Raw genomic sequence first — 13,278 nt, 5'->3', positions numbered from 1 at the left:
TCTTTATTTTACTTTTCATACAAGTTTATCTTCGTTGTATTATTTATTTATCCAATCTAAAAAAATAATAATGAAACAAATGTTCAGTCTTATAAAGAAAACCAATTTTTAACCAATTCATCTTCTAAAGGTTCTGCGTGATGATGCACAAACTCATTGGTAATCGAATTATAATCATAATCCAAAGCCCAACTTTTATGGTTTTCTGCCAATGCTTTTATTCCGGTACAAACAAATTCAATTTCCGCATTTGTAGTTGTGGGATGAATAGACATTCTGATCCAGCCCGGTTTTCTGATTAAATCTCCAAGACTAATTTCGTCAATTAATTTATGCGATGTTTCTTGATCTACATGCAATAAAAAATGTCCGTAGGTTCCCGCGCAACTGCAACCGCCACGAGTTTGAATTCCGAATTTATCATTCAATAATTTCACGCCCAAGTTAAAATGCAAATCTTCCACAAAGAAAGAAATCACTCCTAACCTATCCTGGTGTTGACCTGCCAGAATTTTAATGTTTGAAATACTTCCTAATTCCGAAAAAATATAATCTACTATTTCGTGCTCTCTTTTCAAGATATTTTCAATTCCCATTTGCTCTTTCAACTGAACAGCCAATGCGGTTTTTATTACCTGAAGAAAGCCGGGAGTACCACCATCTTCCCGATCCTCAATATTATCGATGTATTTGTGTTCTCCCCATGGATTCGTCCAACTTACCGTTCCACCACCTGGATTATCGGGAACTAAATTTTGATATAATTTTTTATTAAATACTAAAACGCCGCAAGTCCCAGGTCCGCCAAGAAATTTATGTGGCGAAAAGAAAATGGCGTCCAAATAACTTTCGGCGTCTTCTGGATGCATATCGATTTTTACATAAGGACCGGAGCAAGCAAAATCCACGAAACAAAGTCCGTTATGTTGATGCATTATTTTTGCCACTTCATGATACGGAGTTTTGATTCCCGTAACATTTGAACAAGAGGTGATCGACGCTATTTTAAAAGGTCGCTCATTATATTTTTCAAGTAACAATTCAAGATTTTCTATGCTGAACAATCCGTCTTGCGAAGAAGGAATAACTTCAACATCTGCAATAGTTTCCAGCCAGGAAGTTTGATTGGAATGGTGTTCCATGTGCGAAATAAAAACAATTGGTTTCTTTTCGTCTGGAATAGTAATATAATTTTTTAAGTTTTCGGGTACTTTTAAACCTAAGATTCGTTGAAATTTATTGACAACGCCTGTCATTCCTGTTCCATCAGTAATCAATACATCGTCAGCACTCGCATTCACATGATGTTTGATAATATGACGCGCCTGATGATAAGCTTTAGTCATCGCCGTTCCGGACACGGTCGTTTCTGTATGGGTATTGGCCACAAAAGGACCAAATTGGTTCATTAGTTTTTCTTCAATAGGACGATACAAACGACCACTAGCTGTCCAATCAGTATAAATAATTTGTTTATGTCCATAAGGAGATTTAAACCCTTGATCTATTCCAATTATGTTATTGCGAAACTGTTGAAAGTACTGCTCTAATTGTGTTGGCGCTTCTTTGGAAATCATTGTATGTCTAATTTGAATTCAAAGATATAGGTTTTCTAGGTATTTCTGAAATTAGAAACTTATTTGGAGGATCAGTTATGAAATTCGGTAATACAATTTTCTAATACTTCCAAAAAAGGAACCATTCTTTCCAACTTTAGCCCCGGTTGCAGTGTAAATCCTTTTCCTTTTTTCTTTAAAAAGGAAAAGATTACAACGGAAAACGGGAACAATATCTCTGAAAAATATCCAATAACTCGCTCCCTAACAGGAAAAAAATTTGGCTTAAAATCAAAATCCTTTCAAAAGTTTACACTCTGAAAGAATTTTTATTTTAAAACTAATTACGATTACAAATCAAAGCCTAATGAGAACTGCAGTACTCTGTTTTGTGCTTTGCCTTCATCGTATAAATCTCCTAAACCTAAATGATAACGCACTCCTAAACTAATACCAGAATCCATTTTAAATCCTCCTCCAAAATTCATCCCCCAATCAAAATTATTGGGATCATACTGCTGTGAACCACTAAAAAGTCCCTCATATTCTTCTTTATGTGAAATTGCTAATCCAATCTGTGGCCCCGCTTCCAAAAAGAAATTTTTAGAAGGATAGGCTTTTAGCATTAATGGCAAATTTATATAATCTAACTTTTGCGTAAAAGTCCCACTGCTATTTGTTATTTCGTATCCTTGCTGTGAATACATTAATTCAGGTTGAATAGAAAAACTTTCGCTAATAAAGGACTCGCCATAAACTCCTATATGAAAACCATGTCGTTGTTCAGTTTCTCCATCTCCGTCAAAACTTACGGCTGCTAAATTATAACCTCCTTTTATCCCTCCATTTGATTTGTGAACAGTACTGTCCTGGGCATTCATTGTTGCTATTACACCAAAGAATAACGCTATTGCCATATATTTTATTTTCATCTTTTTTGTTTTTGATTGTAGAAATTATACACTTATTTTCCTCCGTTGGCACGAAGATCAGCAATACATTGCGCATCTAATTGTGGAGCTGCGCCAGATGAAACCATGTTTGAAATACCGCCTCCTGTTTCTGAAGACCAATACATCAAACACGTTTTTTCAATACAATGTTTTGGATGCGCTGCATCTTCATGATTGCTTTGCAAGGCTGTGCCAAGGTTTGTCAATCCAAGAATATGACCAAATTCATGGGTAATTACCGTTGTTTCTAATAAACTTCTGTTGGGTTCAAATGGACTGTTACTTAAATTTTGAATAGTTTGTTCATATATGACAAAAGAAGTATTTCTGTAAGCAGTTCCAAGAATAACTGATGTATCAGTGTCTTTCGAAGATTTTCCATCTGCAAAAAATGCCCAAACCGCTATTTGATCTGAAGTATTGTATTTTGTTCTGTTAGCATCTTCAATACTTACAATCTCCTCACTGGTATAAGGTGAATTTCCTGGAGATGGTATAGAACGTTTGATAACACTGATACCGTTTGGTTTGTATGTTCTTGCTGTAAGAAAATTTACAAAATTATTAATTGCTGTACTGCTTGGTTCAAAACCGGCTACATACACGATTTCAATAACCATGCTTTTGAACTTTTTATCAGATAATAAATCGTTAGAAGAACTTCCTGTTTGCTGTTTATTCGTAATAGGATTTACTGCAACTGAGTTATCTATGGGATCATCTTCTTTTGAACAAGATGCTACTGAAAGGAATAAACCTATAGTCAGCAAAGTAAGTACTTTTTTCATTTATTATTTTTATTATTTAGTTAATTTATATAAAAACAGCTACATTATTTCAGGCAGCTGTTCTTACTAAACTACCAACTGAAATCCAGCTATATTTGTTTCAATACTAATGTAACCCCTGCATTAGTAGTGCTCTGCAATGTGATTGTCGAAGCAGTAAAACTTGTTACTTTCCAAGTATTATTCAACAAAACAAACGAAGCATTTCCTGAAAAATTTAGTTTTAGTAAAACATCTAATTCTGAACGTACTGCATAGGTACCATTTACAGTGGTAGTTAATAAATTTACAGCTGTTACCGATAAATTATTTGCAAAATCTATTGTAAAATCTTTATAATTAGTTGCTGAGTTTACTCCTGCACTTACGTATGAATCAACTTTAAACTTTCCGTTAACCAAAATTGTTTCTAATTTTTTACCATTTTGCACTGCTGCTGCCATCGTTGCTTCTGTTTTTAAAGAGGCAGTAATAGCGGCTTGCAATTCAGCGTCACTGGATATCGTCATTTTGCTTCCATCGGCGATCGTCACTGAAATTGGGTAATTTACCGAAAATAGTTCCGTACTGCTTACATTAGACATATACGTATATAATTGTTGTTCGGATGTGATGACAACACTTCCTGTTTGTACTAAACTAACATTATACGTTAAAATTGTAATTGGAAAGGTGATATTTACCGAAGAAATAGCATCTTGTCCAGAAGCTTCCGCAGATGTACACGCATTAAGAATAGCATTATATTCGGTTTGATTAGTAACGGTGACCTCAGTGTAGTTACTTAATCTTACTTTTAAAGGAAATTGTAATACAACAGTATCTTGGTCATTGTTAAGCTGTCCAAAAATAGAAATAACTTGTTGGTAGTCTAATTGACTTAGGATAGAAACCTGAACTCCATTTACTTTAGCGGTAACTGGTAACAAAATTGAAGAACAAGATGCTCCATCCAAGAAATCATCAAATGAACCATCGTACATGGAAGTACGTTTCAAGTTAGTTGTTGTAGTTGAATTAGCCGAATTAGTATTTGGATTTTCTCCTTGTACGTCATCAATTTCACTTTGACATGATGTAAATCCAAAGATAGCCATCAATGCAATTCCTGTAATCGTTTTTAATTTTTTCATAATTTTCAAATTTAATGTATTTTTATATTTACAAGCGTTGTTTTTAGCGCCTTTCTGTTAGTAAGACAACTAAGCTTATTTTTACCCTATCAAAATTTTAAAAAAAATATAAAACTTTACAAATAAATTCTTAAAATACTATTAATCAATAAATTAAATTTTAAACTATTTTTTCATAAAAAAGCAATTATTAGTAACGCAACTGCTTTTTAAAAAAATAATTTACATTTACAGCCTACAAAAAATGAATTAATACTCAATGAGCGCCGAAAAAAGTACACTTTGCGAAGAAAATCACTTTAGAGACTTTTACTTAAAGCATGTGCAATCAGCCACTAATTTTGCGTATTACAAATGTGGTGATGATGAAACTGCATTAGATTTAGTGCAAGATGCTTTTACCAAAATTTGGGAAAATTGTTCCAAAATTGACTTTATTAAAGTCAAAACATATTTGTTTACCAGCATTAATAATTTATTCCTGAATAACATAAAACATCAAAAAGTGGTATTGAGGTACGCCAAAGATGCGCCTAACCTAGATACCAATATTCAAAGTCCCGAATATTTATTCGAAGAAGAAGAATTTAAACAAAAACTCACAAAAGCTATTGCATCATTAAGTGAGGCACAGCGTGAAGTATTTTTATTGAATCGAATAGATGGAAAAAAGTACCGGGAAATAGCAGAGTTACTCGATATTTCTCAAAAAACCGTAGAAAAAAGAATGTCGGGTGCGCTGCAACTATTAAGAGCCCAAATAGAAAATATATAATTACTCATTCATCTGTAGGGTAATTTAAAAGTTAGTTGTCTTATAAACATAGAGATACAAAATGAAAAACGAAAAAGAGATCTTAAAATGGTTAAATAATGAGCTTTCAAGCGAAGAAATTGAAGATTTAAAACAATCTGAAGATTTGCAAACACTTGAAAAGATTGCTCATTATTCATCACAGCTGGAAACTCCAAAAGTAGATGCTTTCGCTGCTTTAGAAGCTTTTAAGACCCGAAACCAGTCTAAAAAGAAAACAAAAGTCAGAACTTTAAACTTTAAGGCATTCTACAGAGTTGCCGCTATTCTGGTTGTTATGTTAACCTCTACTTATTTTTTATTTTTTAATAACGTCAAATCTTTTGAAACTCAAATAGCGCAAACAAAAACAGTCACGCTTCCTGATAATTCTGAAGTAATATTAAACTCTGCTTCAAAATTAAGTTTTAACGAAAAAAAATGGGCTGATAAAAGAGCTTTAACGTTAGAAGGAGAAGCTTATTTTAAGGTACAAAAAGGACAAACGTTTAGTGTAAACACAGCTGCTGGAGTTGTTACCGTTTTAGGGACACAATTTAACGTTAAGGAACGCAAAAACTATTTTGAAGTGAATTGTTACGAAGGTTTGGTGAGTGTGACATATAATAACGAAACTATTAAATTACCTCCCGGCAAAACATTCCGAGTTATAAATGGGATTATCGAAAATGTTGAAGATTTTAACGAACAAAATCCTTCGTGGATGCAACAAGAATCAAGCTTTAATAAGATTCCGTTAGATCAGGTTATTGCAGAATTAGAGCGTCAGTATGACATAAAAATTAATGTAGAAGATGTCGACACTTCAAAACTTTTTACGGGAAGTTTTACTCATACTGATAAAGAAATAGCGCTTCAGGCGGTTACAATTCCGCTTCAATTGAGTTATAAGATAAAAGGCAAAACCATTATATTTTACAACTATGGTGTTAAATAAATGGCTGATTTATTTGCTGCTTTGCATTGGCAGTTTTTGTTATGGACAAAATACAGTTAAAAAAATACCATTAACTGAGGTAATCATTTCTCTCGAAAAACAATTCAATATTAAGTTTTCATATGCAGTTGAAGATGTAGCCACCATTAGAATTGACAAACCGAATGCATCTTTTACATTACAAGAAACAATTGATTATCTAAATTCGAAAACGCTTTTAAATTTCAAAGCTTTAGACAATCGATATGTGACCGTTTCTGTGCTAAACAAAACAATATCGGTTTGTGGCATTGTTTTTTCCGATGAAAAAAAATCCCGTTTAGTTGGTGCTTCTGTACTTGTAAATAACTTTGTAAGAAGTGCAATCACTGATGAAAAAGGTAAATTTATCTTTACAAATATTCCAATAAATGCGACGCTTACTGTTTCTTATGTGGGTTTTGAATCCAGACAGTTTTCGGCAAACGAATTGTTTTCAGCACAAAATAATTGTAAAGAAATTGTTCTTTCTACAAAAAACGAAGAGTTAAATCAGGTCCTGATAAATGTTTATTTAACGCCAGGATTACAAAAATACCTGGATGGAAGCACTGTTTTAAACACCAAAAAATTTGGTATTCTTCCCGGATTAATAGAACCTGATATTTTGCAATCCATTCAAGCGCTTCCCGGTGTGGAAAGCACCAATGAAAGCATTGCTAATATAAACGTGCGCGGCGGAACTAACGATCAGAATTTAGTTCTTTGGGACAATATTAAAATGTATCATTCCGGTCATTTCTTCGGGTTAATCTCCGCTTTTAATCCTAATCTTACTAACAAAGTTATTGTTGGCAAAAATGGAACAAGCGCTGAATATAGCGATGGTGTTTCCAGTACTATAAATATGCAAACTAAAGACCTGGTTTCAAATATATTTTTCGGTGGCGCAGGAATTAACTTAGTTAGCGCCGATGCTTTTTTAGAAATTCCAATTACTAAAAAATTAGAACTTCATATTTCGGGACGTCGCTCAATTACTGATTTGTTTAAATCTCCTACATATACTAAGTACTTTGATCGTAGTTTTCAGGATACAGAAATCAATGCCGATAGCAATCAACGCGATACGTCTTCTGATTTTTACTTTTATGATTATACCGCTAAATTGCTTTTCGATTTAAATGAAAAACATCAATTCAGGGCGAATATTATCGGTATCAATAACGCTTTGGATTATTCGGAACGAAACATTAAAAACTCAAACCAAACTCAATCTAAAACCAGTAATTTAACTCAGAAAAATATTGGCTACGGCGGAAATTGGAAAGCACAATGGAATTCAAAATTAAGTTCAAACTTCATCACTTACTTTTCCAGATACAATATTGACGCTGCGGATTACAGAGTGGAAACAGACCAGCTTTTAACCGAAGCAAATGAGGTGCTCGAAACGGGAGCTAAACTTAATACACATTACAAAACTAATGACAACTTAAATTTCTTGTTTGGGTATCAATTTAATGAAACAGGGATGTTAAATCAAACTACCGTTAGTGCTCCGTTGTATTCTAGCACTAAAAAAGATGTTTTATTGAATCATGCCATATTTTCTGAAGTGGAGTACAATAAAAACAATACCTATTTGAGAGTTGGATTGAGGTTAAATTATTTTCAAAAATTTGAAAAGCTTTTGGTCGAGCCAAGAATAAACATTCGACAAAAATTATCAGATCAATTTGCTTTAAAATTAGAAGGGGAATTCAAAAATCAATCTACTACACAAATCGTAGATTTCGAAGATGATTTTTTAGGTGTCGAAAAAAGACGTTGGGTTTTAGTAAATGATAAAGATATTCCGATTGCAACGAGTAAACAAGGTTCTTTTGGTTTGGAATTCAATAAAGACAAACTAAATATTGAGGCTACGGGTTTTTATAAAATTGTTGACGGCATTACTGCTTCTAATCAGGGTTTCTATAACAGCTTTCAGTATACCACCGCAAATGGAAGTTACACCGCCAAAGGTTTAGAATTTTTAGCCAACAAAACAGCCCGTCAATATAGCGTTTGGGTAAGTTATACGTTTAGTATAAACGACTATGAATTTGATACTTTTACCCCTTCCACTTTTCCTAATAATGCAGATATAAGGCATTCTTTTTCACTTGGTTTCTATTACAATATTCTTAAAACTTTAAAAATAGCTGTTGGTGGTATTTATAGAAATGGACAACCGTATACAAAACTGATTGCAGGTAAAGAAACCATACAAAACGGAAATAACACTTTAGTGAATTATGATTCTCCAAACAGTGAAAACCTGGATAATTTCATGCGATTAGATGCTTCCATAAATTACAATTTCAATCTGTCGGAATCTATAAAAGCTTCGGTTACTGCCGGTGTAATTAATTCTACCAATAAAAATAATGTTATCAATCGCTATTACAAAGTGAATCCAAATGACCCAAATAATGCTCTCCAAGTAGATAATAAATCGCTTGGATTAACGCCAAATATAAGTTTTAGAGTGAATTTTTAATTCCAAATTATACCGTATAATAAAACATAAAACCCTTTCAAATTTTATTTTGAAAGGGTTCCTTTTATATTAAAACATAAAATTAAATTCCAGCTATTGCTTTTATTTCATCAATAATTCTTAGTGCCAAAGCATCTGCTTTCTCTTGTGAAGCCGCTTCGGTATATATACGAATGATTGGCTCCGTATTCGATTTTCTGAGGTGAACCCAATTTTCAGCAAAATCAATTTTTACACCGTCAATTGTTGTGATATCCTCATTTTTGTATTTCTCCGTCATGGCAACAAGAATCGCATCAACGTCAATTTGTGGCGTCAATTCGATTTTGTTTTTGCTCATGTAATATTCCGGATACGAAGCACGCAAAGCAGAAACCGTCATTTTCTTGTTGGCCAAATGCGTTAAAAACAGCGCCACGCCTACCAAACTATCACGACCGTAATGCAGTTCCGGATAAATGATTCCGCCGTTTCCTTCACCACCAATTACAGCATTATTTTTTTTCATTAATTCCACGACGTTCACTTCACCTACGGCACTGGCTTCATAGGTTCCGCTATGCCCATTAGTCACATCACGCAAGGCACGGGAAGACGACATATTCGAAACCGTATTTCCTGGTGTTTTACTCAAAACATAATCGGCGCAAGCCACCAACGTATATTCTTCACCAAACATTTCACCATCTTCGCAAATGAAAGCCAAACGATCCACATCAGGATCCACAACAATTCCTAAATCCGCTTTTTCTTTAACTACTAATTCTGAAATATCAGTCAAATGTTCTTTTAAAGGTTCGGGATTGTGAGGGAAATGACCATTCGGTTCACAGTATAATTCTACTACTTCAACGCCCATTAATTTTAATAATCTTGGAATAATAATTCCTCCAGACGAATTCACGCCATCAACAACCACTTTAAATTTGGCTGCTTTTACTGCATCAACATTTACCAAAGGCAAATTCAAGACTTCATCAATATGAATATCCATGTAAGCGTCATTAATCATAATTTCTCCCAAATCATCCACATCTGAGAAATCAAAAGCTTCCGCTTCCGCAATTTCAAGAATTTTCAAGCCTTCTTCTCCATTCAGGAATTCTCCTTTTTCATTCAATAATTTCAAGGCATTCCATTGTTTTGGATTATGTGAGGCGGTAAGGATAATGCCCCCTTCGGCTTTTTCTAACGGAACAGCAACTTCAACCGTTGGCGTTGTTGAAAGACCTAAATCAATCACGTCAATTCCCAAACCAATTAAAGTATTTACCACCAAATTGTGAATCATTGGTCCCGAAATACGGGCGTCACGACCTACAACTACAGTAATTTTTTCTTTCCCGATATATTTTTTCAACCAAGTTCCGTACGCCGCGGCAAATTTAACCGCATCAACAGGTGTCAGGTTATCCCCTACTTTTCCTCCTATTGTTCCACGTATTCCCGATATTGATTTTATTAAAGTCATTAATTATTATTTTAAATTTTGAATTATAAAGTATAAATTGCTTACAAATATAATGATTGAGGGTTTATAAAAGTCATTTAGAATTCAAAATTAACCATTTAAATTCCTAAATTAGGCGAATGAATTTTCTAGCACACATCTATCTTTCCGGTGAAAATGACTTGATCAAAATTGGCAATTTCATGGCCGACGGAATTCGTGGAAAACATTTTGAGAATTATCCTTTAGAAATTCAAAAAGGAATTATTCTGCATCGTGCCATTGATACTTTTACTGATGCACATCCAGTTTTTAGACAAAGTACCAAACGGTTGCATGAACATTATCATCATTATGCCGGTGTTATTGTAGATGTTTTTTATGACCATTTTTTGGCAAAAAACTGGACGAAGTATTCCGATGAAAATCTAGTGGATTTTGTGGAACGATTTTACCAATCCTTGCATTATAATTACGAAATGCTGTCAGAACGAACCAAAGGACTAATGCCTATCATGATGAAAGAAAATTGGCTGGTGAGTTATCAAACGGTTGAAGGAATTAAGCATATTTTGACTCAAATGGACCATCGCACCAAAAACGAATCTAAAATGCGGTATGCTACCAATGAGCTTTCGGAATTTTATTCGGAATTTGAAAAGGAGTTCACCGAATTCTTTGAAGAATTGAACGCTTTTGCAAAACAAAAAAGAATTGATTAATGATTTTTTTTTACCACATAGAATTATAGGTTTGTTACATTATAGTGAAAGATTAGAAAATAATTTTTAAACATAGTAGTATTACAAAGACAATATTATATTTAAATCAACAACGCTTTAAGAAGATTAATAATTCGAAAGGACTAAAAGGATGATTACACAAAAATATCTAAATGAATTAAGCTTTCAAATTATTGGGGCAGCAATAGAAGTTCATAAAATCATGGGTAGAGGTTTATTAGAAAGCGTCTATCACCAATGTATGAAAGAGGAATTACGGGTGCGGAATATTAATTTTATTTCAGAGCTTAAAATACCTGTCATTTACAAAGGCAAAATCATGGAATCTGATTTTAGATGTGATTTGTTAGTTGAAAACTTAATTGTTATAGAGTTTAAAGCCGTCTCAGAAATACATCCTGCTTTTGAAGCAAAACTTTTGAATCATATGAAATTATTAAAATCACCAAAAGGTGTTTTGATAAATTTTAATTGTTATAATATTTTCAAAGAGGGGCAAAAGACTTTCGTTAATGAATTTTATAAAATTTTACCAACAGAATAAGTAAATCCGTCTATGAAATCTATTTTTAAGCGAAGTTTTTTTACACACAAACTATAATTCTATGACTCTATGTGGTCAAACCATTTAATGCATTACAATCTAAAACAACCAAAACAATACACCTAAAACCAAAATATATTAGACAATGAAAAAAATAATGTTCCTGCTTTTACTTATCGTTTTAGGTTGCAAATCAAATGAAAAAACCGTTGAACCAACTGGTTTAGTAACTTCAAAAGCTATGGTCGTTTCCGCTCGTGAAGAAGCGTCGCAAATTGGAGTTAAAATTATGAAAAAAGGCGGTAATGCTTTTGATGCTATGGTTGCCATGGAACTGGCTTTGGCGGTTTCACATCCTCAGGCGGGAAATATTGGTGGTGGCGGCTTCATGGTTTTTAGAAAAGCAAATGGTGAAACTGGAGCTATCGATTACAGAGAAAAAGCAACTTTGGCAGCGTCTAAAGATATGTTTCTGGACGAAAAAGGAAATGTAATTGAAGGAAAAAGTACCGAGACTGCTTTGGCATCTGGAATCCCGGGTACCATTGCAGGAATATTTGAAGTACACAAAAAATATGGCTCCTTGCCAATCAGTGAAATTCTCAAACCAGTAATTGCTTTGGCAGAAAGAGGTGTTGTTGTTACTAAATTTCAAGCCGAAAGTTTGGCTTATTACAGAGCTTCCTTTATAAAAAGTAATGGTAAGAACAGTTTGTTTTCCAAAACATATAAAGAAAATGATACGATAAAATATGTCGCTTTGGCAGCAACATTAAAACGAATTGCTAAAAACGGAAGAGATGAATTTTACAAGGGGGAAACAGCTAAAAAGTTAGTTGCTTTCCTTGCTAAAAAAGGTGGAAATGCCACATTAGAAGATTTAAAAAGTTATAATGCCAAATGGCGAACTCCAATTACTTTTCAATACAAAAATTTAAAAATTACCTCTATGTCGCCTCCCAGCAGTGGCGGAATCTGTCTGAATCAAATTATGAAAATGATTGAACCTTTCAATCTTTCGCAAATGGGACACAACAGCGTAAAAACAATTCAGGTAATTACAGAGGCAGAACGAAGAGCCTTTGCCGACAGAAATTATTTTTTGGGCGATCCTGATTTTATAAAACTGCCGTTAAAAGAATTAGTAAGTCCATCCTATTTAGAAAAAAGAATGGCTGATTTTTCATTCGACAAAGCTTCTAAATCTTCGGATATTGCGCACGGAGCAATAAAAGGATATGAAAGCAACCAAACCACGCATTACTCTATTGTTGATGCCGATGGGAATGCAGTTTCGGCAACAACTACTTTAAATGATAATTATGGTTCGAAAATATATTGTGACGAATTAGGTTTCTTTTTGAATAATCAAATGGACGACTTTAGTGCCAAAGCCGGCGTTCCAAACTTATACGGACTAACGGGAAGTGAAGCCAACAGTATTGCTCCCGGAAAAAGAATGTTGAGTTCCATGACGCCAACTATTGTCGAAAAAGACGGTAAACTTTTTATGGTTGTAGGTACACCGGGAGGCTCTACCATTATTACTTCGGTTTTACAAACAATATTAAATGTGTATGAATTTGATATGAGCATGCAAGAAGCGGTAAACGCTCCACGTTTCCACCATCAATGGTTACCCGATGAAATTACTTTTGAACCCAATTCTTTCGCCAAGGACGTGATAAAACAACTGAAAGGAAAAGGATATTTTATCAATGAAAAAAACAAAGAAATAATTGGCGAAGTAGATGCTATTTTGGTTCTTCCAAATGGAAAACTGGAAGGTGGCGCAGACAAAAGAGGTGATAATAAAGCCGTTGGTTTTTAAATTTA

At 33.8% G+C, this 13,278-nt stretch carries 11 protein-coding genes; 6 read left to right on the top strand and 5 right to left on the bottom strand.

The annotated features are described in order from the left end of the window. Window positions 1–89: 89 nt before the first annotated feature. The 4 genes from ACP7AQ_RS05135 to ACP7AQ_RS05120 form a co-directional block, all read right to left on the bottom strand. Window positions 90–1,577: an aminotransferase class V-fold PLP-dependent enzyme gene (locus ACP7AQ_RS05135; RefSeq protein ID WP_426094647.1), complete on the bottom strand. Its 1,488-nt coding sequence runs from the start codon at window positions 1,575–1,577 to the stop codon at window positions 90–92. A 329-nt stretch (window positions 1,578–1,906) separates the two neighbouring features. Next, window positions 1,907–2,488 carry a porin family protein gene (locus ACP7AQ_RS05130; RefSeq protein WP_426094646.1) on the bottom strand — a complete coding sequence of 194 codons (582 nt, stop codon included), beginning with the start codon at window positions 2,486–2,488 and terminating at the stop codon, window positions 1,907–1,909. Window positions 2,489–2,520: 32 nt separating this feature from the next. Then, the gene (locus ACP7AQ_RS05125; protein WP_426094645.1) at window positions 2,521–3,297 is read right to left on the bottom strand and encodes a membrane metalloprotease; all 777 of its coding nucleotides are present in this window, start codon (window positions 3,295–3,297) and stop codon (window positions 2,521–2,523) included. Window positions 3,298–3,386: 89 nt separating this feature from the next. Beyond that, the gene (locus tag ACP7AQ_RS05120) at window positions 3,387–4,430 is read right to left on the bottom strand and encodes a hypothetical protein (RefSeq protein WP_426094644.1); all 1,044 of its coding nucleotides are present in this window, start codon (window positions 4,428–4,430) and stop codon (window positions 3,387–3,389) included. A 259-nt stretch (window positions 4,431–4,689) separates the two neighbouring features. On the opposite strand from ACP7AQ_RS05120, the gene ACP7AQ_RS05115 reads away from it, so the two are divergent. From ACP7AQ_RS05115 to ACP7AQ_RS05105, 3 genes are all read left to right on the top strand, one after another. After that, window positions 4,690–5,205, top strand: coding sequence for an RNA polymerase sigma factor (locus ACP7AQ_RS05115; RefSeq protein WP_426094643.1), 516 nt, complete (start codon window positions 4,690–4,692; stop codon window positions 5,203–5,205). 61 nt (window positions 5,206–5,266) lie between these two features. Further along, the gene (locus ACP7AQ_RS05110) at window positions 5,267–6,181 is read left to right on the top strand and encodes a FecR family protein (protein WP_426094642.1); all 915 of its coding nucleotides are present in this window, start codon (window positions 5,267–5,269) and stop codon (window positions 6,179–6,181) included. Continuing rightward, window positions 6,168–8,705 (top strand): TonB-dependent receptor, encoded by a 2,538-nt coding sequence (locus ACP7AQ_RS05105; protein WP_426094641.1) that lies wholly within the window; start codon window positions 6,168–6,170, stop codon window positions 8,703–8,705. The genes ACP7AQ_RS05110 and ACP7AQ_RS05105 overlap by 14 nt, the downstream gene beginning before the upstream one ends. Window positions 8,706–8,787: 82 nt before the next feature. Here the strand turns inward: ACP7AQ_RS05105 and glmM are convergent, their stop codons facing one another. Then, window positions 8,788–10,176 (bottom strand): phosphoglucosamine mutase, encoded by a 1,389-nt coding sequence (gene glmM / locus ACP7AQ_RS05100; RefSeq protein WP_426094640.1) that lies wholly within the window; start codon window positions 10,174–10,176, stop codon window positions 8,788–8,790. Window positions 10,177–10,295: 119 nt separating this feature from the next. On the opposite strand from glmM, the gene ACP7AQ_RS05095 reads away from it, so the two are divergent. The 3 genes from ACP7AQ_RS05095 (at window position 10,296) to ggt (ending at window position 13,273) form a co-directional block, all read left to right on the top strand. Beyond that, on the top strand, window positions 10,296–10,877 hold the full coding sequence (locus ACP7AQ_RS05095; protein ID WP_426094639.1) for an ACP phosphodiesterase: 582 nt from the start codon (window positions 10,296–10,298) through the stop codon (window positions 10,875–10,877). A gap of 151 nt (window positions 10,878–11,028) precedes the next feature. After that, window positions 11,029–11,442 carry a GxxExxY protein gene (locus ACP7AQ_RS05090; RefSeq protein ID WP_126454889.1) on the top strand — a complete coding sequence of 138 codons (414 nt, stop codon included), beginning with the start codon at window positions 11,029–11,031 and terminating at the stop codon, window positions 11,440–11,442. Between the two features lie 145 nt (window positions 11,443–11,587). Beyond that, on the top strand, window positions 11,588–13,273 hold the full coding sequence (gene ggt, locus ACP7AQ_RS05085) for a gamma-glutamyltransferase (protein ID WP_426094638.1): 1,686 nt from the start codon (window positions 11,588–11,590) through the stop codon (window positions 13,271–13,273). Window positions 13,274–13,278: the final 5 nt, after the last annotated feature.

Source organism: Flavobacterium sp. DSR2-3-3, assembly GCF_049896585.1.
Taxonomy (GTDB): domain Bacteria; phylum Bacteroidota; class Bacteroidia; order Flavobacteriales; family Flavobacteriaceae; genus Flavobacterium.
Note: the sequence above shows the minus strand (reverse complement) of the source record. Positions and strands in the feature narration are given on the sequence as shown.